The sequence below is a fragment of the Alcaligenes sp. YSL9 genome (assembly GCF_030515105.1).
Taxonomy (GTDB): Bacteria; Pseudomonadota; Gammaproteobacteria; order Burkholderiales; family Burkholderiaceae_B; genus Alcaligenes; species Alcaligenes phenolicus.
The window spans coordinates 670,676-696,474 of sequence record NZ_JALXJU010000002.1; the positions used below are offsets into that span (position 1 = coordinate 670,676).

Here is a 25,799-nt window from a genome sequence, read left to right on the forward strand (position 1 = left end):
AGAACTCCTAGGTACGAGGCAGGGTAACGCCTAGCTGACCTTGATATTTGCCGCCGCGGTCGCGGTACGACACTTCGCACACTTCATCGCTTTCAAAGAACAACATCTGTGCACACCCTTCACCGGCGTAAATCTTGGCTGGCAGCGGGGTGGTGTTGGAAAACTCCAGGGTGACGTGGCCTTCCCACTCGGGTTCCAGCGGAGTCACGTTCACGATGATGCCGCAACGGGCATAGGTGCTCTTGCCCAGACACATGGTCAACACACTGCGAGGAATACGGAAGTACTCAACCGTGCGGGCCAGCGCGAAAGAATTGGGCGGAATAATGCACACATCACCGACAAAATCCACAAAGGATTTCTCATCGAAAGCCTTGGGGTCCACGATGGTCGAGTTGATGTTGGTGAAAATCTTGAATTCGTTGGCACAACGCACATCGTAGCCATAGCTGCTGGTGCCGTAGCTGACGATACGTTGTCCGTCTACATTGCGCACTTGGCCTGGTTCGAAAGGCTCGATCATGCCCTGGGCAGCAGCCCGCCGAATCCAACGGTCGCTTTTGATACTCATAAGAAATTAGCCGCCTTAAATCAGTAACCGGTTATTTTATCGTTTAGATACACACACAAGCCAATTGCGGCGCAAATATGTCATTTGCGCCACAATTCTCTGCCCGCTTTGCGCCGGGCAAGCCCGCATCAATCCTTCGAGAACCAGCGGTAAATCAGGGCCAGACCGTTTACCGTACCGGCGCTGACCTCAGCCGTCAGGCCTCGTGCCAGGCGGTAGCTGGCTCGACCCACCGTTCCGGTATCGGCCATGGCCTGCTCCAGGCTAACGGAAATATCCGCCGTCAGTGCCTTGGTGATCGCAATAAACTTGCGCTCTTCGTTGCTGGTGCCGCTGTTCAGGGATTTGACCACACTTTCCACCGGCAAAATGCTACCGGCACTGCCCAGGTCGCCCGAGCGCATGGCCACTTCATCAATCCCGAACTTGCGGTAGAAGGGCTCGCCATCGCCCAGGAAGGACGTCCCGACACTGAGCAGCAAGGCCATGTCACCACCAGAATCATCCGGCCCGTGGCCCAGCAGGAGCCAGGACAGTTTTTCAACTTCGCTGACTTCCGGGTAGGACACCAAATCAATTCTGGGCTTGCGAGCCGTACCGGCTACCTTAACACCTGCCTCTACTGCCTGACCGGTACGCAAGGCTTCGATGTCCAGAATAGGCGAGGTAATGTCACCCTGGAAGGTCACGGTTCCGCGCTTGAGCAGCAACTTCTGACCATAGAGCTCAATTCGCCCGCCACGAGTGCGCAAGGCACCCATGCCGGTCAACTTGCCGCCGATCATGGTGACCCTCAGGCTGCCAACCAGACCGGAGTTCACGCCGTAACCCGTCAGGTAAAAACGCGGCCCCAGATCCACATCAATTTCCATGCTCATGTCGGTTGCAGCCTGGGAAGGCTCGGAAGCCGGTTCGTCGCCTGCCCGCACAATCACCACATCGCTATCAACAGTGGGAATACCACCCAACATGTCCAGGTTGAACCAGCCCGCATCAGCAACAACCTTGCCGGTAATGGCAATACGCGGCAGTTCCATGTCCAGATTGATATTGCCGGACATCATGGCGTAACGATCGGAGCGCTGCAGAATCGGGAAGCGGAAAATATCCACGTCAAAGGCCCCTTGCTGAGTGCTCAGGTTCCACTGCCCCGACACAGTCAGCTTGCCATCCTTGGCGTCCGGGCTCTCTTTCAGCCAGGTTGCGGTACGCCATTCCTGCGGCTCTACTCGTGGGCGAGCCGGGAACGTCAAGGACTCCAGGCGGAAGATGTCACCATCGAAACGGGCATCCAACTGACCGTCAATTAGACGGATGCCGTCATCCAGACGTGTGAAACGCAACTCGCGGCCCCTTACCGTGCCACGACTGGTCCAGGCCCATTTCGCACCCACATCAATATTCACGTCTGCATTCAAGCGACCGCCCAGCTCCATGGCATCGCCCAGGAACAGGCGTGTCCAGCTCAAGTCGTCAATATTGGCTTGTATGCTGACCGTTTTGCGATCGTTCTCATTCAAGGCCAGCCCGTGAAGAGGAGTCTGGGCCTTGGCTGTGACGTAACCCATTTCCTTGGTACGCACATCCATCTGGGCATCCAGACGGCTGGTCGTGGCCGAGGTAGGTTTCGCATTGATGACGATACTCAGATCTTCCAGCCCCAGGGACATGGGCGGCTCAGCAAAAACCTGTACATCCCCCGCCACGCGGTCGACCCGCACCTGGCCGGACAAGGCGCCATTAAATTTCAGGTCCCAGCGCGCTTTGATATCAATTTCGGGCGGCTGGGTTTTCTTGTTCTTGGCAATCTTGACGCCACCCTTGGCCTTGTCAGCGTTTTCTTCTACGCCGACTTTACGCAGCAAGCGCGCGATGCGAGGCTCGGACAGCACCAGATCCAACAACTCACCACGGCTGGCCCATTGTCCAGGCTGGTAAGTGGATTCCTGATGACGCAGATTGATCCAGGGTTCGCCATCAACCGTGGTGCTCAACGTACCGGCACCAACTCGCACTGACCAGGGAGCCAATGGCTCGGGTGCCTTGGGAGCGTTTGCTGTTTTATCGGCTGCATTTTCGGGAACGCCAGCCTGTGCCTTCGCTTGCTCTGCTGCCGATGAAGCAGACGGAGCAGCATTGGCCGCAGCAGCAGGCTTAGTATCGGGGCTGCCCTTAGTTTCAGGATTTATACCGGCCTGAGCCGCTCCTTCTTCCTTGGCGGCCCCCTGGCCTGCTGCACCACCTTCAACCTTGGATTGGCCCTTGGCCTCTGCTGTGGCAACTTGAACAGGAGGCTCCGGCGCCCGCAGAGCATCGGTAAAACGCACAGGCAGTGCCGACTGCAAACGCACGATCAATCCGGCATGGTCGGCCACCAAACGGTTTACCTTGCCATCCCAATACGCGGCCTTGCCCTGATCGGCAAAATGCCAGCCACCTTCCAGTGCCAGATCGGCCTCGGCCATGCCTTGGCCCAACTGCCCCTTGGCCTTGCCGCCCAAGTCGTACTGACCCTTCAACTGCAGGGTGTGATGAGCGATATCGCCACGCAACTGCCCTTCTGCCGACGCCTTGCCCAGCTCCAGGCCAGGCCACAGTTGCTCGGCACGAGGCATCTTCGCCAGCAAATCCAGCTCGGCCTTGCCAGACATGCCAAAACCACCTTTCAACTGAACCTGGTTATCCCCGATCTTCATATCGGTGAGCACATCCGAAACCGACAGCAAACGCCACCAATCCGCTTGGCCCGGCTGAGCCGGAGCCGACGCTTTTGCCTTGATCTGCCCGATAGCGGCCTGCTTGTTCCAGCGACTGCCCTGCAAAAGCTGCACATCCACATCCGCGGAGAGCAATTGTTCTTTATCCGCCAAGACCACATCGAACTGGCCTTGGGTATTGATCAGGGCGTCGGGCAGCACATCGCCCAACAAGGCATGCAGATCCAGCTTGTCGCTGCGGAACTGACCTTTGAAATGATCCTGAACGTGCACACCTTCCTGCGTGGCATCCCAGGCGAAGTCTGCATCCAGCGAGGACTCGTCCGGCAGTTTCACCGCCACCTTGGCCTGACGCACTGGCACGGAATCCAGCGGGCTCAATTCTGCGCTGGCGTCCAGGCTATAGCCCTGGCCCTGACCGTTAAGCAGCAAGGTGGCTTGTTCCAGAGAGCCATTCAAGGTGATTTGAGCGTTGACCACACAATCGGGCAAAGGCTCGGGCTCAGGAACAGCAACTGGTTCCTGGATACGTTCTTCATCGCCAAGACCCGTACTACCCTCGGGCTCGGAGCTGATGACTCCGGCGACACCATGGGCGTCTACGGGCTGATCGACTGGCGGGCTGGCAGGAGTTGCATGACTCGGGGCGCTGGCCTCAGCTTGACCTTGCTGTGTTATTGCAGCCTTGGCACTGGTCTTGGCCGTTTCAACAGTGGCTGTTTGTTTGGACCGATCGACTACTGCCTTCTCGGCAGGTTTGCCGGATTTCGACGGCTCTGCATAAGCAGGCAAATACTGTTTCGCACAAATAGGCGAATCGGCCGTCAAACCGCGAGCAATGATTTGAATATCGGCTCGTGCCGGGTAAGGCGCTTGCAGTCCCGCCAATTCCACCTCACCCTGAAAACCAGCGCGGATGGACTCATTAGCCACCATCAAATCGTACAGTCGAAGCTGCGCGCTGTCGGAATCCAACGCCAGTGCCGAAGACAAATCCGCAATCGCGACCGGCAAGGGCGTGCCATCCTGCGTTAACAAGAACTGCCCCAAAGCCAGCTTGTCCACGGCAATACTGATAGGCAGCTCGGGCATTGTGAAGGGCTCATCGGACTTGGGCTCGTCCGAGGAGGTCAAGGCCACATCCACTTTCTGAGCACTAAGCTCTACCACGTGCAGGCGGCGTTCCCACAGTTCTTTCCAGTTGGCCTGCAAGCGCAAACGCTCGATATCCACATGGGTGTCCGGCAAGCCCAGCACCAGGTGGTCGATACTCAAGCCATCCCAAATGGTTCCGCGCACGCCTTGGGCGCTGCCCTGCGCATAGGGCAAAGCCGTGCGCAAGGCCCAGCTTGTACCGGCCTGACTGGCCAGCACCCAATACACAAAGCCGCAAACAAGCAGCAGGGCAATCACCACAAAGGGAATGCCCCACAAAGCGAAATATCGGAACCAGCGCCGAACCCAAGCCATTAAAATGCGATTCCCAAAGAAAAGCTCAAACGTACGCGTTTGTCTCGCTGACCATAGGCCAGATCAAGATTGAAAGGGCCAGCAGGGGTGCGCACCACCGCACCCAAACCGTAGCCCCAGGCTAAATCCATATCACCAAAGCTGGGCGCAGCGTCACCCACGTCAACAAAAGCGCGCATGCCATACATGCTGGTGAAAAAGTGCGTGTATTCCACGCTGGCTACGGCCATGGCTGGCGCCCCCACCACGGCGTCGCCTTGTCGAAGGCCAATGCTTTGATACTTGTAGCCACGGACACTGCGAGCGCCCCCGGTGCGATAACCGAAGTCAGGCGGTGTGCGGTCCGTCATGCGCCAAACCTTACCGATTTCACCCCGCAGGGACAAAATATCCCGCTCCCCAACTGGCCACCACTGCTGCAATCGCAAATTACTGCGGTAAAAGGTCTCGCCCTTGTCCAGCGTGACACCGGCACCTACGCCGAAATCAATCAGACTGCCTTCGCGCGGATCGTACTTCTTGTCTACGTCCCGACGCAGCCATTGCCAGGTTGCAATGGCAGAAGGTGTTTCACGGGTGGGCAGACCGGAAATCTTGGTCTTGTCCCAGGCGCCCAGTAAGCCCCATTCGGTTTCATATTCCACGCGGCTATTGCCCGCTGCCTGTCGTTCCTGGCGCAGCTTCCAGCCCAGGGCCGCCCGCTCCGTGTCCAAACCTTCAATGTCGGAACGATCGTACAAGACACCAAAACTGTTCTTGTAGCCGCTAATGGTGGGCGGCAAGTGAATGTCATAAAAGGCCCGCTGACGTTTTTTATCCACGCCAATACCGGCCTCGGTCCAGATCGGCAGGCCAAACACAATATTCTTTCGATACAAGGCCTCAACACGCGCACCGTGGTCGCTGTCAAAACCCAAAGAACCGGTGAACTGCCTGGATGGCGCTTCTGTAACCCGTACACGTACAGGCAGTTCTACATCACCATCTGGAAGCTCTTTCTTTTTGCCGGCTTCTTCATCCAGGGTGACAAAGGCACCCCGGAAAAAAGTGGTGGCAGCCAAAGATTGCTGCCACTCGTCCAGCTTGTCCTGATCGTAAGGATCACCGGGGGTATAGCGCACATAACGGTCTACCAGAGACTGGGGAACTCGCTTCAGGCCAGTGGTTTCCAGCGGCCCCATGCGAACCCTCGGCCCGCTATCCACTTTCAGGGAAAGGTCGGCCACGCCTTCATCGGCCAATACGGTCGCCCGCGTGTCTATGTAACGAGCGTAGTAAAAGTCCTGGCGCTGTACGCTTTCCAGCAGATCCGATTTGGCGGAGGACCAGACCGAATTCAAAAAGGAATCGTTCACTTTCAAAGGAAAGCTGGCTTTTATCCCTTCCAGACGCACCTGGTATTCCGGCTCCTGAATCTTGCCTTTGAAGTCCAGGGCAATGTCTCGTACACGCGTGATTTCGCCCGGCTGAATAATGATGTCCCAATATTCACCGCTGGAATCCTCGCCCACCTCCAGCGTGACTACAGAATCAAAATAACCCTGAGTCTGCAAGGCGGAGACGGTCGCATCGTGAGCCCGGCGCCGCAGACGCGAGACCTCTCCCAAGTCCTGGTCTTCCGCCAAACGTGTAATGGCACTGACCGCGCGCTGAATTTCTTTCAGCGCCTGGGGGGGCACGCCCCCCGGATCAATAATGACATCGGGAACGGAAGACTGAGCCCATACTGCAGGGCTCAGGACTATCGAAAACAACAGGCAAAAGCCGGATTTGCGCATACGTACTCAAAGAGGACGAGGAACAACCTTGGGGCGCTGCCCCGACGTGTCTGGAGGAAGTTGCGACAAGTTAGCCGAAACGCGATTGGCAATCTCGTGATACAGGCGGGCCTCGGGACTGTCTGCGCTGGCAATCACCGTCGGGGTACCGGAGTCGGTCTGAGCCCGAATGCTCAATGCCAACGGCAAGGCACCCAGCCAAGGCACGTTGAACTGGCTAGCCATATCGCGACCACCATGCTGACCGAAGACCGGGTCAGCATGACCACAGTTCGAGCAGATATGGACCGACATGTTTTCCACAATACCCAGAACAGGCACATTCACCTTCTGGAACATGTTCAAGCCACGCTTGGCGTCGATCAGCGCCAGATCCTGAGGGGTGGTCACAATCACCGCGCCCGTCAAAGGCACTTTCTGCGACAAGGTCAAGGCGATATCGCCAGTGCCGGGAGGCATATCGATAATCAGGTAGTCCAGATCATCCCAACGCGTTTGTGTAAGCAGCTGTGTCAACGCCTGGGTTGCCATCGGGCCGCGCCAGATTGCGGGAGCGTCTTCGTCCAGCAGGAAACCAATCGAGTTGGCTTGCAGACCGTGACCGATCAGCGGCTCCATCATCTTGCCGTCTGCACTGCGCGGGCGCTCGTGCAGGCCCAGCATGGTGGGCACGCTAGGGCCATAAATATCCGCATCCAGCAAACCAACACGCGCACCTTGCATATGCAAGGCCAAAGCCAGGTTCACCGACGTTGTACTTTTACCCACACCGCCCTTACCCGAGGACACCGCAATAATGTTGCGGATATTGGGCATGGGTCGCAACCCTTCCTGCACAGCATGCACGCCAATGCGGGGATTCAAATGCAGCTTGGACAGGGTGGCACCCACGCCTGCCAAGGCTTGCTCGATACGTTCGCGCAGCTGTCCCTGAATGTCATAAGCCGTATAGGGCAGGTGCAAAGTCAGCTCAACCTGGTTCTGGTCAATGCTCAGCTCGCATCGACCCGCATCGACCGATAACTTCTTTAACGTGTTGGGATCGGTCACACTCGCCAGGGCTTGCAACACGCGCTCGGAACTCACTGTCATTTATCCAAAACCTTGATATAAAGAAACATCACCATACCTTTAAACCAGAAAATTAGCGGTTCAAGAGGAATTTTTTTACACTTATGATGTCATACTAACCCTATGAACACATTTAACCAGATTATCCGCACAGCCCTCTTTGTCTTGCTGACAATTTTCGGTGCAATCATGGCGTTTATCTTCATGGTTTCTACCGCTATTGCGATCGGCATTTTATACATTGTGGCGCGTATTAGTGGCCGTCCTTTCGGCGTTAAAGCCTACTGGGACCAGCGCCGCCGCCCTGCCGCTGCCAGCAAACAGTCGACCACACCACGTTCGCGTGATGTCACCGACATCGAGATGCGCGAGATTCCTTAACAGTTCTTGACTGTTCGCCAAGCCTTTGGCGAGCAGCAACGCTGATTAGGCACTGCCCCCGAACACCCTGAGTCGTCAAAGGCTCAGGGTGTGTGCATTTGTATCATTCGCAATTGCCCATCAGCACTTTGCCCGTGGACATTCCTCGGTCTGGCGCAGCACAAGTGTGCAATAGACCGTAGAATCCTTGTTCCCTTTCTCTTTTATTTTGTTAAGTCATGTCACGAACGATATTTGTTACGACCGCCCTGCCGTATGCCAACGGCTCGTTTCACATCGGCCACATCATGGAATATATCCAGGCCGACATCTGGGTTCGGTCCATGCGAATGTCGGGACATACTGTGCATTTTGTGTGTGCGGACGACGCCCATGGCGCGCCCATCATGCTCAAGGCAGAAAGCGCTGGCATTACCCCCGCTCAGTTGGTGGACAAGATTGCGGCCGAGCGCCCCACCTACCTGAACGGCTTTAACGTCAAATTCGACCACTGGCACCGTACGGACTCGCCAGACAACGTCGAACTGGCCCAGGATATCTACCGCACGCTGAAAAGCGCCGGCTTTATTGACACCCGCACCATCGAACAGTTCTACGATCCGGTCAAAGGCATGTTCCTGCCCGATCGTTACATCAAGGGCGAGTGCCCCAAGTGTCACGCCAAGGACCAGTACGGCGACAGCTGCGAAGTCTGTAGCGCGGTTTACGCTCCTACCGAACTGATCGAGCCCTACTCCACCCTGACCAATGCGCGTCCGGTGTTAAAGACGTCGGAGCACTTTTTCTTCCGTCTGTCCGACCCGCGCTGCGTGGCCTTCCTGCAAGAGTGGACCACGGGCAAGAACGCCCAGGGCAAGCCGCGTCTGCAATCGGAAGTGCTGGGCAAGACCCGCGAATGGCTGGGTACAGGCGAAGGCGCAGAGGCCTCTCTGAACGACTGGGACATTTCCCGCGACGAGCCCTACTACGGCATCCCGATTCCGGACGCTCCCGGCAAGTATTTCTACGTCTGGCTGGACGCCCCTGTGGGTTACCTGGCCTCCTTGAAAGCCTACTGCGCCAAGGCCGGTCTGGACTTTGATGCCTTGCTGGATCCGGAAGGCAGCACCGAGCAGGTCCACTTCATCGGCAAGGACATCGTGTATTTCCACGCCCTGTTCTGGCCTGCCATGCTGAAGTTCTCCGGCCGTAAAGTGCCTGATGCATTGAACGTGCACGGTTTCATCACGGTTAGCGGCGAGAAAATGTCCAAGAGCCGTGGCACCGGCATTTCGCCTCTGCGCTACCTGGAGCTGGGCATGGATGCAGAGTGGATGCGCTATTACATGGCCGCCAAGCTAAACTCGCACGTCGAAGACATGGATTTCAATCCTGACGACTTCATTGCCCGCGTCAACAGCGACCTGATTGGCAAGTACGTGAACATCGCCAGCCGTGCCGCCAACTTCATCAGCAAGCATTTTGATGGCAAGCTGGCATACCAGGGCGACACCTCCGAACTGCAAAACCAGCTCAAGGAAGTCGCCGAGAAAGTCCGCGCCGACTTGGAAAGCCGCGAGTATGGTCGTGCCGTGCGCCAGATCATGGCTCAGGCCGACATCATCAACCAGGCGTTCGATACGGCCCAGCCCTGGGTCATGGCCAAAGGCATTGCGACGGCCGAGCAAGCTCAGAAAGATGCGCTGCAAGATATTTGCTCGCGCACCCTGGCTGGCTTCAAGGGCTTGTCCGTCATGCTGACCGCCATCTTGCCCACCCTGACCCATCGCGTGGCCCACGAACTGTTTGGTCTGGACCGCGACTTTGTCTGGGACGACGTGGCTGCCTTGCCTGATCACATCGCTCCCTTCAAGCATCTGATGCAGCGTGTCGACAGCGCCATGGTGGACGAGCTGCTGGCTCCGCCACCCGCTCCCGTCGTGTTGCCCGGTGGCGAAGCCATTGCCGAAACCATCGACATCAAGGACTTCATCAAGGTGGACCTGCGCATTGCCAAAATCGTCAGTTGCGAAGCCGTGGAAGGCTCGGACAAGCTGCTGCGTCTGAGCCTGGACGCTGGCGAAGGCCGCTTGCGCCAAGTGTTCTCCGGCATCAAGTCGGCTTACCAGCCCGAAGATCTGATCGGCAAGCTGACGGTACTGGTCGCTAACCTGGCTCCTCGCAAGATGCGTTTCGGCGTATCCGAGGGCATGGTTCTGGCGGCCAGCCATGCGGATGATGCCGTGGATCAAGGCATCTATATTCTGGAACCATTCCCCGGTGCCCAGCCCGGTATGCGCATCAATTAAGACGCATTCCTGATACGCAAAAGAGCCTCGCCGAAAAAGCGAGGCTTTTTTGTCTACATATACCAAAGAACAGGCTCAAAACAGCCTGCCAAGCCCCTTTCAGCGACCCGTAACCCAGGAAAGCCGATACACTCTTTATCTTGAAACTGCTGTATTGATGCACAGTCTGCTGCTTTGAATGCAAGGACCTCTTGGCATGGAAAACATCCCCCCTTCTGAACTGGATCGGCACCTTGGTGCACAGCGCTCCACCTGGGTCAGTGTCATCGTCAATATCAGTTTGAGCGTGCTGCAAATTGTGGTGGGTCTGTTTGCTCATTCGCAGGCCCTGATTGCTGACGCCATCCACTCCCTGTCCGACCTGCTGTCAGACTTTGTAGTGCTGATCGCCAACCGCCATAGCCGTCGAGGTCCGGACGCAGATCACCCTTACGGACATTTGCGGTACGAAACGGCGGCCACCCTGGCCATTGGCGGCCTCTTGCTGGCCGTAGGACTGGGCATGTTATGGAATGCTGTGTCTTCCTTGCGCGACCCCAGCAGCATCGAAGCAGTACACCCGATTGCCCTGGCCATTGCCTTCATCGCACTCTGTAGTAAAGAACTCCTGTTTCGCTACATGTTGCGTGTCGCGAAGCGTTTGCGCTCGACCATGCTGGTTGCCAATGCCTGGCACGCGCGCTCCGACGCTGCCTCCTCGCTGGTCGTTAGCGTCGGGGTGATGGCCAACCTGGCAGGTCTGCCCTTGGGCGACCCCTTGGCCGCCAGTATTGTCGGTTTGATGATTCTGCGCATGGGCTGGAAGTTTTCTATTGGCGCATTTCACGACCTGACCGATAAAGCGGTCGATCAGGAAACAGAAGAGCGCATTGCCAAGCTCTTGCGCGAGACCCCCGGTGTGGAAGGCATACACCAGCTACGGACCCGCAAACTGGGGGACATGATCTGGGTAGAAGTGGATCTGGAAATGGACAGCACCCTGACTATTGCTCAAGGTCATGCCATTGCCGTGGCCGCACGGGACCGTGTGATGGCCGAAGAGCCCGTGCTGGATGTCATGACACACTTTGATCCGGTCACACCCAAGCGCTAAACCCTGTCTAAGCTCTACGAGCCTCGCCAGCCCAACAGCAGGCTATCCAGGACGGCGGGCGCTCTCGGGCGCCAGCATCTCCACCAGCACACGGGACAAGGCCGTCACCATCTCATTGGCATGGGGTCGATGCAAAATCGCCAGTTCAAAAGCATCGATACGGGGCAGACCTTGTGCTTGCCCCAATTCAACATGGTCATCGCGCACCGCACGCCGCGGCAGCAAGCTGATCCCCATCCCGTCTGCCACCGCCCCCTGAATACCGCTCAAGCTGGAACTGGTAAAGCTGATACGCCAACGACGTCCCAAGGACTCGACAGCACTGATGATTTCCTCTCGATACACACCCCGACGCGGGAAGGTCACCAAGGGGATGGGGTCCAGATGAAAGACCGGATCAGTCGCGCTATCCACCCAGGCTGTCTGCTCGGGTAGACAAGCCACCGCTTCACGGGCATTGTGACGCTGCTTGACCAGCACCAGATCCAGCTCACCCTGATCGTAAGCGGCCAGCAGGTCGCTGCTCAAGCCGCTACTGACTTCCAGACGCACCTGCGGGAAGCGACGGTTGAAGCCCGCCAAGGCCCGCATGGTCTGTCCATTGGTAAAGTCCTCAGGCACGCCAAGACGCACGGAAATAGTCACCAGAGAACCGGACAGGGCTTCAGACAGCTGATGATTCAAAGCCAGCATCTGGCGGGCGTAACCCAACAGGGTCTGCCCCGCTTCAGTCGTGCTGACGCCCCGGCTAGCCCGGTCCAGCAGACGCAGCCCGGCCAGTTCCTCCAGGCGCCGCACTTTCTGGCTGATCGTGGACTGCGTGGAATGCAAACGCGTTGCGGCCGCCGTGAAGCTGCCGCAATCGACTACCGTCAACAAGGCCAGCAGCAGGTCCAGATCGTACAAAGGCCGATTCAGGCTGGGACTGCTTGATAGTTGATGATCCATATGCTCAAACCCTTTCTGAAATCCGCCAGGGCAATCCACCCCACCGCCCTTTTATTCAAAAAACAAATACTAGAGATTTATACATTTAATTTGTAAATATCACCAGCAGTCGTTAAGGTGTATTGGTCCCGCGCATTACAACGACATCCCGCCTGTGCCTTTTGCCAGCCGCCGGGATTGCGCCGTGCCGTTCGACAGATTTTTCCTTACTGAATTTCAATGGGAATCAACATGTCCAAAGTCAATTACTACGCCCCTCCAGGTGGCCATCCTCCTCAGACTCAGTTGCTGACGGACCGCGCCATGTTCACCGAGGCCTATGCCGTGCTGCCCAAAGGCGTGCTGCAAGACATCGTGACCAGCTACCTGCCCGGTTGGGAAAATACCCGTCTGTGGGTATTGGCACGTCCTCTGTCCGGCTTTGCCGAGACCTTCTCCCAATACATCATGGAAGTAGGCCCACAGGGTGGCAGCAACAATCCTGAGTCCGACCCCGAAGCCGAAGGCGTGATTTTTGTCGTCAAGGGCCAGCTGGAACTGGTTCTGGAAGGCACCAAGCACATCATGGAAGAAGGCGGCTATGCCTTTATTCCTCCTTCCACCAACTGGACCTTGCACAACCGCACGGGCGAGCTGGCCAACTTCCACTGGATTCGCAAGCGCTACCAGCGTGTGGAAGGCCTGGATGCCCCTGAAGCCTTTGTGACCAACGAAAAAGACGTGAAACCTGGCGTCATGCCTGACACCGAAGGCCGTTGGAGCACCACCCGTTTCACCGACATGTCCGACCTGCGTCACGACATGCACGTGAACATCGTGAACTTTGAACCCGGTGGCGTGATCCCTTTCGCTGAAACGCACGTGATGGAACACGGTCTGTACGTTCTGGAAGGTAAGGCGGTGTACCGTCTGAACCAGGACTGGGTTGAAGTGGAAGCCGGTGACTTCATGTGGCTGCGCGCTTTCTGCCCGCAGGCTTGCTACGCAGGCGGACCAGGCCGTTTCCGCTACTTGCTGTACAAAGACGTAAACCGTCATGCCAATCTGACACTTGGCGGCACTCGCTAATATGGTCTGAAACAGAACAGCCGCTGCCCGTCAGCGGCTGTTTTGCATTACAAACACGCCAAACCGGAACGCGTCCCCCTGATGCCGCCTGTGCCCGCAGGTGTCCCACAAGGCGCAAATAGGGACTCTGGTTTCAAGGCTCATTCCAACCTTGCTTCTCTACAGGAGAAAAACATGAACGATAAACACTATCTGCTGCGCTCCATCCAGATCGCCGAAGAGAATGTCGCCCGCGGCGGCCAGCCCTTTGGCGCAGTGCTGGTGCGCGATGGTCAAGTTCTGGCCGAAGGGGTTAATGAGACCTACATTGCCCATGATCCCACCGCACACGCTGAGATCCAGGCGCTGCGTACTGCCAGCCAGAACGTGAAAAGCAGCAGCCATGCAGGCAGCACCATGTATGCCAGCGGCATCCCCTGCCCCATGTGCATGGCCGCCATGATCGCCTCGGGCGTGGAGCGCGTGGTGTATTGCGCCGACGATGAGGAAGGCGAACCCTTTGGCTGGTCCACCGAATCCTTCTACAAAAAAATGCAGCAGGACTTTGGCAAGCAGGGCGTGAAAATGGAGCACCTGCCCTTGCCTGAAAAACGCAAAGTGTATGAAGCCTGGCAAGCCCGGTTTGGAAACGGCTCCAAGCAGGACTAAAACAAAGACCATTCAAAACCCTGCCATCAAGCAGGGTTTTGCGTATTTACATAGACAGACAAGTCAGAAAAGTTTATAAAACAGAGCAGTTATAGTAACGATTCTCATTTATTGAATCCCAAAGGAAATACATGATTGCGTCCCGCCCAGCCTCTTTAAAAATGATTGTTGCCTCCGTAATGGGCGCTTTGCTGCTCAGTGCATGCCAGACTGCACCGCAATCGCAACAAGCGGGCCAAACATCGTCCTTTAATGCGACTGCGCCTCAGGCACAGGTCACTTTCCGTCAGGACACCATTGATGGTGCCTACGAAATTCTGGCCGCCAAGGACAGCAAGCAGTTGTTTGTTGCTGCTACTCCTTTGTTTGAAGACCGTGCTGCTGGCTTCCTGCACGTCCTGGACCAGGACACGCTGCGTGAATCGCAGTTGATCCAATTGCCGCGCCGTGCCTTTGCACTGGGCCTGAACCAGAAAACTCACACTCTGTACGTGGGCAACACCCTGGACGGCTCGCTGCTGGCAATCAACAGCCTGAATGGCACCGTCAAGCAACTGATCCAACTGGGTCAAAAAGAAGACAAGGGCGGCTGGGAACACACCCGTAAAGTCGTTATTGACGAGCAAGACAACCGCATCTTCGTAACCAACCCCTCCGAAGGGGGTCGCGTATGGATTGTCGATGGCGCCGACGGTCGTATCCTGCACAATATCGATAACGTGGGCTTGTGGCCTGCTGGCGCTGCCTACGATGCCAACACCAAGCGTCTGTTCGTGGGCCACGGCGGCAAGGATGAAATTGCCGTCATCAACCCGGCCACCGGCGCTATCGAACAGCGCTTCACCACTGGCGATGCAAAAAGCGATAAACGTGAAGATTCCCGCCACTTCTTCGTGAACATCGCCCTGAGCGCGGATGGCAAGAAACTGTTTGGTGCTGACGCCAATACCGGCAAGATCTACCAATTCGACACCAGCTCCGGCAAAGTGGAAAACACGGCTGAAGTGGGTCTGGGGCTGCTGGATATCGTGTACAACGACGCTCGCAAAGAGCTGATCGCCACCAACCGTGGCGTGGATCGTGAAACACCAGCCGGTACCGGTTCGGTCACCATTCTGGATGCCAACACCTTGGCTGTTAAACACCGTATCAGCGCCCCTGTGCACCCCAACAGCGTCACGCTGAGCGCTGACGGCCAGACCGCTTTTGTCACTATCAAAATCCCTCATGGCGACAAGAGCCCGCACTACCTGAAAGGTGCCAAGGACAGCGTTCTGCGTCTGAACCTGAATCAGCTCTAAGCCCCTGGCTTAAAGCCTGGTCCCAAGCCGAGACTGCCCACAAGGCAGCTCGGCTTTTTTTGTACCTGCCACTTTGGTCTGCCAGGCGGCCTGCCCCTCATCTGTGCCTTGGCCGCAGGATAGTTTTGTCCGCTGTTCAAGCCCTAAGCCAAGGCCCGCCATCGCTGGCTCTTGGGCGTTTCAACGCTGTTTTAGCAATGCGGTCTGGAAACAAGCAGCAAAGCGGATTGCTGCAACCGGCCACTTGCTCAATAGAATCAATTAGTGGCCTAGCAAGACGCCTCTTGTCTCCCGGCCCCACACTCCCTTTCCCGCCTCCAGCTGTGCCACAGATTGGCATTTCTGGAGCGTTTTCTATTGAAGACAAGTCATGGTTCAGCTGAACGCGTATCACCAGCCTATTGGCCCCTCGCTCCCTCATTGGCAGGCCCGCCCGCAGCCAGCACGCTGCGTTCTGCACGGCAAATACTGCCGTCTGGAAGCCGTGAACCCGGAACAACATGGCGACAGCCTGTACGAGGCCTACAGCAACGCCAGCGATGGCCGCGACTGGACCTATTTGTCTGTAGGCCCCTTTAACAACCGCGCACAGTTCGACCAGCACCTGCAAACCATCAGCCAGGCCAGCAATGCCGTGCATTACGCCGTCGTCGAACAAACCACGGGTCGCGCATTGGGCACCTTGTCCCTGATGCGTATCGACCCGCAAAACGGCTGCATTGAAGTGGGCTTTGTAGCCTGGTCACCCGCTCTGAAACAAACCCGTATGGCCACCGAAGCCCACTACCTGTTGATGGCTTATGCAATTGATGGACTGGGCTACCGTCGCTACGAATGGAAGTGCGACACACACAATGCCCCCTCCCAAGCCGCTGCACGACGATTGGGCTTTCGTTATGAAGGTATCTTCCGTCAGGCGATTGTGTACAAGGGCCGCTCGCGCGATACAGCCTGGTTCTCCATTACCGACCAGGACTGGCCAGCCCTGAAAGCGAATTTCCAGGCCTGGCTGGCACCTGAAAACTTTGACGATCAAGGTCGTCAGAAACATCGTTTGGGGCAGCAAACAACTGTCGCTCCAGCTGGTCCCGGGGCCTGCCGCTTAAAGCAAATGCTGGCCCTGCAAACCGAGCTGAATCAGCTGATTGATCCGAACTGGCGAGTGGCCAAGCAGGACTACTACCGGGCGATCTGGGTGGAATGTGCGGAGCTGGCCGATTACCTGGACTGGAAGTGGTGGCAGCATAGCGAGCGCAATCTGCCGCAACTCCAACTGGAGCTGATCGACATCCTGCATTTTGGTCTGTGCGATGTACTGCGTGCCAACGATGCGCTGCGCGAGCAAGAAGCCGCCACCGCACTGGATCAGCTCCAGCACGCTTCAGCCACCGCCAGCGACTCTACGGCCATCATGACGGCTCTGGAACGCTTTACCTTGCGCGTTCTGGAGACACGCCAGTTCGATTTCAGCGGCTTTGCCCAACTGGCTGCTCTTTGTGGTCTGACACTGGACACGCTCTACCACTCCTACGCGGGCAAGAATGCCCTGAACCGCTTGCGCCAACTGCGCGGCTATCAGCACGGCCACTATCACAAGCAGTGGGGCGGGCAGCAGGACAACGAGCATCTGGCACAGCTGCAATTGCATCTGCCCACCGAGCATGACCATTACCCCGAAATGATCCTGCATGCCCTGCAAGACAGCTACGACACGTTTTTTTCGGGAGACACTCAGGTCCGGAACGGAGCCTGCGTACCGCCTCCCCTTTCTTCACGTTGACAAAGGACTGTCCATGTACCTCGATTGCGATTGTTCCATCAATGTCTTTCTGGACTCGCCTAAACCGGACTCCAATCCCGTGGAAAGCAATGACACGCGACATCCACCCGACCCCCGGCCACAGCCGCATAAGGTGCAGCATCCTTGGTCCCGCTCGCGACGCCGCGAGCGCTCCCGCTGGCGCCAGGGCTAATGCCCTTGCGCTTGTCTCCCGGCCCGGCCCCACTGCCGGGCTCGTCTCCTTGATAAGGCCCCAAGCAAATGGAATAGGAGCTATGAGCCAGCGCGCATAGCTCCTCTTGATGTAAATCAAGACAATGAATCCCATCGTCGGCACAAGGATCGACGAGGCCAACCAAAGGAGACAAGCACATGGATACCCCACTCAGAGACAAATCCTATTTTGACGAACGCGCCACCAAAGAGATGGCCACTCATCTGCAGCAAGTGCAACGCGACACCCGCGAAACCATGGCATTTGCCTGCCGCATCCTGGCCATGACCGAGCAGGAAGCTGGTTTGGCCGGCCAGATCAGCGTCCGTTCCGAGCGCCCCGGTGCGTATTGGACCTTGCGCTTTGGTCTGGGTTTTGACGAAGCCACCCCCGAAGACTTCATTGAAGTTGACCGCGACTTGAATACCCTTAGCGGCGAAGGCATGGCCAACCCGGCCACCCGCTTTCACCTGTGGGTCTACGAAGCTCGCCCCGACGTCAATTCCATCATCCATACACACTCGCCCTGGGCCACGGTATTGGCCACCGCCCGCCAGCCCTTGGTGATTTCGCAAATGGACATGACGCCTCTGCACAATGACTGTGCATTTTTGGGCGAATGGCCTGGCGTGCCCATTGCCGATCAGGAAGGCGTCATCATCTCCAAAGCCCTGGGTGACAAGCGTGCCATTATTCTGGCCCACCACGGTTATCTGACCGCAGGTAAAAGCTGCCAGGAAGCCACTTACCTGTCGGTGTATCTGGAACGCGCCGCACGTCTGCAAGTGCGTGCACAAGCGGCCTTTGGCCCACTTACCCCTGTGGACGATACCTTGGCGGCCGAAGCGCACGACTATCTGCTCAAGCCCTCCATTGTTAACGCTACCTTTGACTACTGGTCCCGTCAGACCCAAGGCATTGCGCCCTTAACTAAAACTCGCTGACGCCCGCAACCAATACCCCGCTTCCACCAGGAGGTCGCCATGACGATGCCTAACAATGGACAGGCGCGTTCGTCGCGCCAGTACGTTACCGCTGGCTTGGCCAGCATGATGGGAACCACCATAGAGTGGTATGACTTTTTCCTGTACGGCACCGCTGCCGCACTGATTTTCAACAAGATCTTTTTCCCCGCCTTTGACCCGATTACGGGCACGCTGGCGGCCTTTGCCACCTACTCTGTGGGCTTTTTCGCCCGTCCTTTAGGAGGATTTGTTTTCGGCCATTTTGGCGACAAGCTGGGCCGAAAATCCATGCTACTGATCACGCTCTTTCTAATGGGAATCCCCACCATCCTGATCGGCCTGATTCCCTCTTATGAAAGCATTGGCTACTGGGCCGCTGTGCTGCTGGTGCTGATGCGCTTTCTGCAAGGTATCGCAGTAGGCGGAGAATGGGGCGGGGCCGTGTTGATGGCGGTTGAACATGCCCCGGAAGGCAAAAAGGGCTTTTTTGGCAGCTTGCCGCAAACAGGGGTAGCCCCCGGCCTGATCCTGTCTTCCCTGGCTATGGGAGCCGTCGCCAGCTTGCCTGAGGAAGACATGCTGTCCTGGGGTTGGCGCCTGCCCTTTCTAGCCAGCGTCGCCCTGCTGCTGGTGGGTTGGTGGATACGTGCCAAAGTGGCCGAATCCCCCGACTTCGAGCAAATGAGCAAAAAGGGCAAACAGGTTCCGATTCCTGCTCTGGAAGTTCTGCGTCATTACCCACGCGAAGTCCTGCTGGTCGTGGGAGGCCGTCTGGCAGAAGTGACCTGGTTCTACACCGTGGTGACCTTTGCCCTGGCTTACGCCACCACCACCTTGGGAGTAGAGCGCAGCGTCATGCTGGATGCCACCGTCTGGGGTGCCTTTGCGGCCTTGTTCACCATGCCCCTGTTTGGCGTATTGGGCGACCGAATCGGCTTCAAATGGGTCTTTATGGCAGGCACGATCTGCATGCTGGCATTCTCCTCCACCTTTTTTTCCATGCTGGGCAGCCTGGATTCCAGGACCATCACCCTGGCTTTGGTGATTGCGATTGGGCTGGTGTATGCCGCGCTGTATGGCCCGCAAGGTGGCCTGTTTTCCACGCAATTTCCACCTGAAGTGCGGTACAGCGGCATCTCCATTGCCGTGCAGGTATCCGGTGCCATCGGTGGCGGCCTGGCTCCCTTGGTGGCGACCTCCCTGCTGGCCTATGGCGATGGTCAACCCGACTACATCGTCTGGTACCTGAGCGCGCTGGGTCTGATTGCTTTTGCCAGTACCTGGTTCATGCATGGGCCGACGCACTTCTCCCTTCCCGCCCTATCCAGCCGAAAGGTACGCACATGAACGCAGCCGGTATTCACTACTACTTCTGGATGAATTCGGACTGGGCCTACCTGGGAGCCGACAGACTGGAAGCGATTGCTCGCAAGCATGGCATCCCTATCCACTACAAACCCGTGGACTTGCCGCAAGTCTATGCACGTACAGGCGGGGTCCTGCTGGGACAGCGCTCACCAGAACGTCAGGCTTATCGCATTGCAGAGCTTAAACGCTGGTGTCGCAAATTGGACATACATGTCAATCCCACACCGCGCTTCATGTGCCCAGACGCCACGCTGGCCTCCACCCTGGTTATTGCTATCAATCAGGCTGGTCTGCCGGTACTGGATCTGTACAAAGCCATTTTGCGGGCGCAATGGTGCGAGGAGCAGAACATTGCTGACCCCACGCAACTGGCTCGAATCCTGCAAGCACAGCAGCTGGATGCAGACTACTGGCTGAAACAGGCACCGCTGATGCAGGCGCAGTATCAAGCCCACACCGAAGAGACCATTAAAGCCGGTGTCTTCGGTTCGCCCTCCTATGTGTATCAGGGCGAACTGTTCTGGGGTCAGGACAGGCTGGACATGCTGGACGAAGCCATCGCCCTGCATCCTGCGCCAGCTTGAAGCACAACCCCGACACCAAGCCTGACTGTTTTTAAAACAAGGGCGGGGCAAGGTTTATCTACCTTGCCCCGCTCTACTTGTTTACAGCTTGGTTCGCAGGCTCAAGCCCTGCCCCCAAGCCATCAAAATGATTCAAACGGTCTATCCCGAAATCGCTCTAATAGCCATAACAGTCATCAACGGCGAGCATCCGTGCTTGGTCAAAATCCAACAAAAAAGCGGCAAATAAACGCCTCGCTACGGGCTGCGCTTGCTGCTTGAACAAATCGTCACCCAAAGAGCCTCACAATCTTCCCCGGACGGCCTCATCCAGATGCACACTAGTGCGGGCAAAACCGCGGCTGGCCTGCCTGGACATAGTCCTTTATTCAGAGGTAAAAGCCGTAGAATCACGCCTTTTCCTGCCAGGAAAATTCACCGATACGCCAGCGTAGCATTCCTGAAATTGGACTTTTGGGTCCGCCTTAAGGCCCGAGTTTCGGGCTTTCGGCATGCCGCCTGCCAAAAATGAAATGCAATGAGCAATTTTGAAAATTTACTTTTTCCATTGATACAGAATGTTATGTCTGCCGTACGAATCATATCGATAGATTTTATCTATTCATTGAGTCTGTATTCTGAGGAAATTGGCTACTTGAGCAATGCCAGTAAAGGTAGCCGTCTTCGTCAGAAGAAGGGCGCGGGGCTTTATATTGAACAAATACGCCACTATAAAGTATCAGCCAGATCAAAAAATCAGGATTCTGCTGATCTCCAATAACACTCGACAGCACGAACAACTTCTTCAAGCCCTGCTGGCTGGTGCTTTTCGGGTTTCTGTTGCTGCTGACGGAGTGCAAGGATATACCAAGGCCCAATTAACGCTACCCGAGCTTATCCTGATGGATAAGCAATTGACGGGGATAGACGCTTTGTCCTTGACCCATATGTTGCAAGGATTAAAAGCCACGGCTCAAATCCCCATCATCATTCTGGATTCACGCATGGATGGCAGCAGCGATGAATGCGTCACTTTTCTAAAAGCTGGTGCGGTTGATTACATTGGCAATCCGTATGCGGTCGATGAAGTCAAAGAACGTATCAACGTGCCCTTGCGCTGCCCCAAGCAGATGGCGCCTGCACTTGTACCGGGCAAGATGCCAAGCCAGCGGCCCAGCACGACAGCCGAAACCAGCATGCTGATCCATGCCATTCAGAAAACCATTGATGCCAATCTGGGTGCGCCACCCAGTCAAAAAGAACTGTGCGATATGTTCAAGATTTCACGTCGAAAAATCATGAATATATTTCAGCGTAATTTTGGCCTAAGTGTGAGCAGTTATATCCGATTGCAGCGTATGTATCGGGCCGAGTATTTGCTGAAGACTACGGCCTTGAAAATTGATGTGATTGCAACCGATTTAGGATTTTCCAGCCCGGCCAATTTCTCTACCGCATTCAAAACGTATGCGGGAGTGTCTCCCGGAAAATTCCGCCAGGCTATGGAGAAGAACAAACCCTATACAGAAAACACACCATGTATTCGCTCCATGGGCCCACCTGTTTTCTCATCTGGATGGTGCCCGCCGTAAATGGCAACAGGAAAAGAACAAGGTCCACAGGAGACTCGATCCAGACTCACATAAAAATAAAACAGCCGAACGAAACAATGCCAGGAAGGTGATAAAGGAACCCGCCCTTCACGCCTCCACCTTGGCCAGATACAGAAAAAGATGGCTGCACGCCACACAAATCCGGTTTCAGAGGGTCCGCACTTGCCGCCAAGGGGCAAGGTGATAAAATCGTGGCTACTTGAATAGTTCAATTCAAAACAGATCCGGGACGACCTGGATCTGCCTTTTCAGTACAGGGACGGCCCTACCTCTTTGGCGGAGCATCCACGATGGCCCACCCTGCATCACCCTCAACTCAACTCATTACTCCCATCACCTGGCTGCGTCTGCTCGGTTCCTGGTCCATTGTTGTCCTGTTCATGATTTTCGGCGGGCAATGGCTGGGAGACTCCCTGAACGGCACCACGGCGGCCATCGTCTTTCTGGTGCTGTTCGTGACCATCCTGGCGGCCTCGTTTGGTGTGGTCCGTGAAGCCGACCACCTGGCCCACCAACTGGGCGAGCCCTACGGCACCCTGATCCTGACCCTGTCCATTGTGCTGATCGAAGTTATCCTGATTGCCTCGGTACTGCTGGGGCCGGGCGACTTTCCCACCATAGGTCGGGACTCGATCTACGCCGTGATGATGATCATCCTTAACCTGATCACCGGCCTGTGTCTGATTGCCGGCGCAGCGCGCAATGGCGATCAGGAGTTCAATCGCCAAGGCACCAATACCTACTTGTCCATGATCGTCTTGCTGACCAGTGTGGGCCTGATTCTGCCCAACTACACCAGCAATGCGGGCGAATTCGGCACCACCCAGGCCATTGGCATTTCGGTTCTGACGGGCCTGGTCTATGCCACCTTTCTATATCTGCAAATGGGCAGTCACCGCCATGACTATGTGCAGCCTGATCAGGCGATACAAAGCACTGACGATACGACACCCACACCGCGTGATCCCCAGGCGACTCGCGCGATGCTGATACGCAGTCTGGTGCTGATCGCCCTGATCCTGCCTATCGTCCTGTTGGCACACGATCTGGCCATTGTGACGGACTACGGTATCGCCGCCTCGGGCGCCCCCGTTGCCGTCGGCGGTGTACTGATCGCAATTATCGTATTCACCCCGGAGTCCATCACTGCGATCAAGGCGGCCATGAATAATGAAATGCAGCGCGCCATCAATCTGTGTCTGGGTGCCTTCGTCTCTACCGTGGGGCTGACTGTGCCGGTAGTGCTGATGATTGGTCTGATCACCGGCAAACAAGTGATCATGGGCATCAGCAATATGGAAATCGTGTTGTTTCTGATCACGGCACTGCTCAGTATCTTGAGCTTTAGCGGCAAGCGAACCTCGCCCATTCAAGGCTATATGCACCTGATGGTTTTCGCCGTGTTCGGGCTGCTGCTGTTTTATCCCTGAGAAGAACAAGGCAAACAGAGCCAAACCGGCTTTGTTTGCACCTATCCAACGGGACAGACAAGCATAGCGGGCCTTCGTGGCCCAAGCGCCTGTCACTCAAGGTCTATGATTTACTGACAGAAACCGAGCTGCTCAGGATCGATCCGGTTCCGAACGAACACACTTGTACTCGAACTCGTTCATACCATCGGCAAAGTCCACGTGCTCCCACCCCAGGTGCGTAAAAAAGCGGCAGGCACGCTGGTTCTCCGGGAACACAAAAGCAACCCATTTACGACATGGGGGATGGCCTGGCCAAGCCAATACCGCTTCCAGCATGGCTCCGGCCTGACCATTGCCACGTAATGGCGGCGCAACGGCAATATCGGTAATTGCATGTGGCAGATTTCGCCCATCTCCCCAGGCACACCCAATCAAACCAATGGGCTGACCGTTCTGCTCGGCAACCAGCTGGGCGCCATCGCTTTGGTTCAACACGTGCTCCAGCCACTCCTGATCCAGTGGCCCCAACTCGCGGTTCAAGTCCTCGTCCTGGAACCATTGCTGTATCCAGTCCCAGTCCGTCGCACGAATTCTTCTGATTTCCATCGCTACCCCGTTTTGAGTTGTCCGCTGCAGCTTGGAGCAGCCCCAGAAAAAAACGTTCGAGACCAGCCTCATTCCAAGGCGGAATGACGCAACAAATTTTCCAGCCAATCCGCAAACACCTGAAAACGACGCGACAAGTGTTGGCGATGCAAATACAGCAAGGACATGGGCATGGGAGCGGCACGGTGATCCGGTAGCACCTCCACCAATTCACCTGATTGCAAATGCGCCTGCACATCGTAAGCAGGGATCTGAATTAGCCCCAAGCCGGACAGACAGCAGGCAATATAGGCCTCGGCATTATTCACCGTCACACGACCTGGCAGATCCAGCACCTGACGCTTGTCCTGCTCCATCCACTCCCAAGGAGCCACACGCTCGCTGGTGGGCGAGGCATAACGCACCACTTGATGGTTTTCCAGATCCGTTGGCGTCTGGGGCATGCCATAACGGGCAAGATAAGCGGGGCTGGCTACATTGATCAAGGGCAAGCTGCCCATTTTTCTAGCGATCAGGCCCGAATCACTTAGGGGTCCCACTCGCAGCACACAATCCACCTGCTCCTCGATCAGATTCACCTCGCGGTCCGTCACGCCCAGATGCACATGGACATGCGGATAGCGCTCCAGAAACTCCGGCAGCGCAGGTGCCACAATCAGGCGGCCTACCCGCCCCGGCACATCCACCTTGATCGTGCCACTAGGTCCTACACTGGCTTGGCGAAACAGGTTTTCGGTTTCCTGCACATCAGCAATCACGCGCAGACAGCGCTCATAAAACGCCGCACCATCTTGCGTGACTGTCACTTTGCGCGTGGTGCGATTCAACAGGCGAGCGCCCACTCGCCCTTCCAGCTCCTGAATGGCGGCCGACACCGAAGAGCGCGGCATACCCAAGGTATCCGCCGCGCGGGTGAAATTGGCACACTCCACGACCCGCGTAAAGATGCGAAACAGGTCAATGCGGTCCATAACTTTCTCCAGATAAGCAGCGGCAAAACACGGGCAGAACTGCTAGACCCGGTTGACTCAAGCGGCGGTGCGTATTGTTCGTTTTTTCAGACAAATGATGTCAGAACTAGATGATTTAAACAATTTCAGCGACCTATATCATGAAAAAACGAAAAGGCTTGCAGCCCGCAGCCCACACTAGCAAGGAGTCATCATGGCAAAGCACAGCATCAAAGGTAAAACCGTTCTGATTGCAGGCGGGGCAAAGAATCTGGGCGGCCTGATCGCCCGCGACCTGGCAGAGCAAGGAGCGCGCGCCATTGCCATTCACTACAACAGCGACAGCTCCCAAGCGGATGCCGAAGCCACCGTCAAAGCCATCCAGGCAACTGGTGCACAAGCCGTCGCCTTCCAGGCCGACTTGCGTTCGGCTAGTGCCATGGAAAAACTGTTTAGCGATACCGTCGCCGCAATTGGCCGCCCTGATATCGCCATCAACACGGTGGGCAAAGTACTGAAAAAGCCACTGACCGAAGTGAGTGAAGCTGAGTACGAGGAGATGAGCGACATCAACTCCAAAACTGCTTTTTTCTTCCTGAAAGAAGCCGGCAAACACGTACAGGACAATGGTAAAGTCTGCACCCTGGTCACATCCCTGCTGGGTGCCTTCACCCCCTTTTACGCCGCGTATGCCGGCACCAAAGCACCGGTAGAACACTACACCCGCGCCGCCGCCAAAGAATATGGCGCACGCGGTATTTCCGTCACGGCGGTGGGCCCTGGTCCTATGGATACGCCCTTCTTCTATCCAGCCGAGGGGGAGGATGCCGTGGCCTATCACAGGACCGCGGCCGCCCTGTCCCCCTACTCCAAGACCGGGCTGACGGACATTGAAGATGTCGTGCCCTTTATCCGTCATCTGGTCAGTGACGGCTGGTGGATTACCGGCCAGACCATTCTGATCAACGGTGGTTACACCACCAAGTAAGAAGGC

The 25,799-nt window shown here is 56.5% G+C and carries 21 protein-coding genes; 14 read left to right on the forward strand and 7 right to left on the reverse strand.

Features of this window, described 5'->3' with window-relative positions; translation table 11 throughout:
- Nucleotides 1–7 precede the first annotated feature (7 nt).
- From dcd to apbC, 4 genes are all read right to left on the reverse strand, one after another.
- Nucleotides 8–571, reverse strand: coding sequence for a dCTP deaminase (dcd, locus tag M2Q46_RS11225; protein ID WP_009461128.1), 564 nt, complete (start codon nt 569–571; stop codon nt 8–10).
- Between the two features lie 128 nt (nt 572–699).
- Complete coding sequence (locus tag M2Q46_RS11230; protein WP_302357240.1) at nt 700–4,758, reverse strand: translocation/assembly module TamB domain-containing protein; 4,059 nt, start codon at nt 4,756–4,758, stop codon at nt 700–702.
- A complete protein-coding gene (locus tag M2Q46_RS11235) occupies nt 4,758–6,536 on the reverse strand; it encodes an autotransporter assembly complex family protein (protein WP_302357241.1) in 1,779 nt (592 codons plus the stop codon). The genes M2Q46_RS11230 and M2Q46_RS11235 overlap by 1 nt, the downstream gene beginning before the upstream one ends.
- Before the next feature lie 6 nt (nt 6,537–6,542).
- Complete coding sequence (gene apbC / locus M2Q46_RS11240) at nt 6,543–7,628, reverse strand: iron-sulfur cluster carrier protein ApbC (RefSeq protein ID WP_302357242.1); 1,086 nt, start codon at nt 7,626–7,628, stop codon at nt 6,543–6,545.
- A gap of 102 nt (nt 7,629–7,730) precedes the next feature.
- Between apbC and M2Q46_RS11245 the strand changes: the two genes are divergently transcribed.
- From M2Q46_RS11245 to M2Q46_RS11255, 3 genes are all read left to right on the forward strand, one after another.
- Nucleotides 7,731–7,988, forward strand: coding sequence for a hypothetical protein (locus M2Q46_RS11245; RefSeq protein WP_009461132.1), 258 nt, complete (start codon nt 7,731–7,733; stop codon nt 7,986–7,988).
- Nucleotides 7,989–8,206: 218 nt separating this feature from the next.
- Complete coding sequence (gene metG / locus M2Q46_RS11250; protein WP_035271267.1) at nt 8,207–10,276, forward strand: methionine--tRNA ligase; 2,070 nt, start codon at nt 8,207–8,209, stop codon at nt 10,274–10,276.
- Nucleotides 10,277–10,472: 196 nt separating this feature from the next.
- Nucleotides 10,473–11,369 carry a cation diffusion facilitator family transporter gene (locus tag M2Q46_RS11255; protein WP_035271268.1) on the forward strand — a complete coding sequence of 299 codons (897 nt, stop codon included), beginning with the start codon at nt 10,473–10,475 and terminating at the stop codon, nt 11,367–11,369.
- 42 nt (nt 11,370–11,411) lie between these two features.
- Here the strand turns inward: M2Q46_RS11255 and M2Q46_RS11260 are convergent, their stop codons facing one another.
- Nucleotides 11,412–12,317: a LysR family transcriptional regulator gene (locus M2Q46_RS11260; protein ID WP_302357245.1), complete on the reverse strand. Its 906-nt coding sequence runs from the start codon at nt 12,315–12,317 to the stop codon at nt 11,412–11,414.
- 231 nt (nt 12,318–12,548) lie between these two features.
- On the opposite strand from M2Q46_RS11260, the gene M2Q46_RS11265 reads away from it, so the two are divergent.
- The 10 genes from M2Q46_RS11265 (at nt 12,549) to M2Q46_RS11310 (ending at nt 23,267) form a co-directional block, all read left to right on the forward strand.
- Nucleotides 12,549–13,385, forward strand: coding sequence for a bifunctional allantoicase/(S)-ureidoglycine aminohydrolase (locus M2Q46_RS11265; protein WP_026485011.1), 837 nt, complete (start codon nt 12,549–12,551; stop codon nt 13,383–13,385).
- 174 nt (nt 13,386–13,559) lie between these two features.
- Nucleotides 13,560–14,033 carry a nucleoside deaminase gene (locus M2Q46_RS11270; RefSeq protein ID WP_042482892.1) on the forward strand — a complete coding sequence of 158 codons (474 nt, stop codon included), beginning with the start codon at nt 13,560–13,562 and terminating at the stop codon, nt 14,031–14,033.
- 131 nt (nt 14,034–14,164) lie between these two features.
- Complete coding sequence (locus tag M2Q46_RS11275) at nt 14,165–15,334, forward strand: YncE family protein (protein ID WP_009461136.1); 1,170 nt, start codon at nt 14,165–14,167, stop codon at nt 15,332–15,334.
- Between the two features lie 370 nt (nt 15,335–15,704).
- Nucleotides 15,705–17,114 (forward strand): GNAT family N-acetyltransferase, encoded by a 1,410-nt coding sequence (locus M2Q46_RS11280; RefSeq protein ID WP_302357247.1) that lies wholly within the window; start codon nt 15,705–15,707, stop codon nt 17,112–17,114.
- Nucleotides 17,115–17,127: 13 nt separating this feature from the next.
- Nucleotides 17,128–17,307 carry a hypothetical protein gene (locus tag M2Q46_RS11285; RefSeq protein WP_137430725.1) on the forward strand — a complete coding sequence of 60 codons (180 nt, stop codon included), beginning with the start codon at nt 17,128–17,130 and terminating at the stop codon, nt 17,305–17,307.
- A gap of 179 nt (nt 17,308–17,486) precedes the next feature.
- Complete coding sequence (locus tag M2Q46_RS11290; RefSeq protein ID WP_026485007.1) at nt 17,487–18,272, forward strand: aldolase; 786 nt, start codon at nt 17,487–17,489, stop codon at nt 18,270–18,272.
- Nucleotides 18,273–18,311: 39 nt separating this feature from the next.
- Complete coding sequence (locus tag M2Q46_RS11295; protein ID WP_009461140.1) at nt 18,312–19,640, forward strand: MFS transporter; 1,329 nt, start codon at nt 18,312–18,314, stop codon at nt 19,638–19,640.
- Nucleotides 19,637–20,245 (forward strand): 2-hydroxychromene-2-carboxylate isomerase, encoded by a 609-nt coding sequence (locus tag M2Q46_RS11300; RefSeq protein WP_083054187.1) that lies wholly within the window; start codon nt 19,637–19,639, stop codon nt 20,243–20,245. The genes M2Q46_RS11295 and M2Q46_RS11300 overlap by 4 nt, the downstream gene beginning before the upstream one ends.
- 692 nt (nt 20,246–20,937) lie before the next feature.
- Nucleotides 20,938–21,816 carry a DNA-binding response regulator gene (locus tag M2Q46_RS11305; protein WP_035271274.1) on the forward strand — a complete coding sequence of 293 codons (879 nt, stop codon included), beginning with the start codon at nt 20,938–20,940 and terminating at the stop codon, nt 21,814–21,816.
- Between the two features lie 311 nt (nt 21,817–22,127).
- On the forward strand, nt 22,128–23,267 hold the full coding sequence (locus tag M2Q46_RS11310) for a calcium:proton antiporter (protein ID WP_302357248.1): 1,140 nt from the start codon (nt 22,128–22,130) through the stop codon (nt 23,265–23,267).
- A 132-nt stretch (nt 23,268–23,399) separates the two neighbouring features.
- On the opposite strand, the gene M2Q46_RS11315 is transcribed toward M2Q46_RS11310, so the two are convergent.
- The gene (locus M2Q46_RS11315; protein ID WP_239055103.1) at nt 23,400–23,855 is read right to left on the reverse strand and encodes a GNAT family N-acetyltransferase; all 456 of its coding nucleotides are present in this window, start codon (nt 23,853–23,855) and stop codon (nt 23,400–23,402) included.
- 68 nt (nt 23,856–23,923) lie between these two features.
- Nucleotides 23,924–24,826 (reverse strand): LysR family transcriptional regulator, encoded by a 903-nt coding sequence (locus tag M2Q46_RS11320; protein WP_060186258.1) that lies wholly within the window; start codon nt 24,824–24,826, stop codon nt 23,924–23,926.
- A gap of 193 nt (nt 24,827–25,019) precedes the next feature.
- Here M2Q46_RS11320 and M2Q46_RS11325 point away from each other — a divergent pair, with 193 nt between their 5' ends.
- Nucleotides 25,020–25,793: an SDR family oxidoreductase gene (locus tag M2Q46_RS11325; RefSeq protein ID WP_251196522.1), complete on the forward strand. Its 774-nt coding sequence runs from the start codon at nt 25,020–25,022 to the stop codon at nt 25,791–25,793.
- The last annotated feature ends 6 nt before the right edge of the window (nt 25,794–25,799 follow it).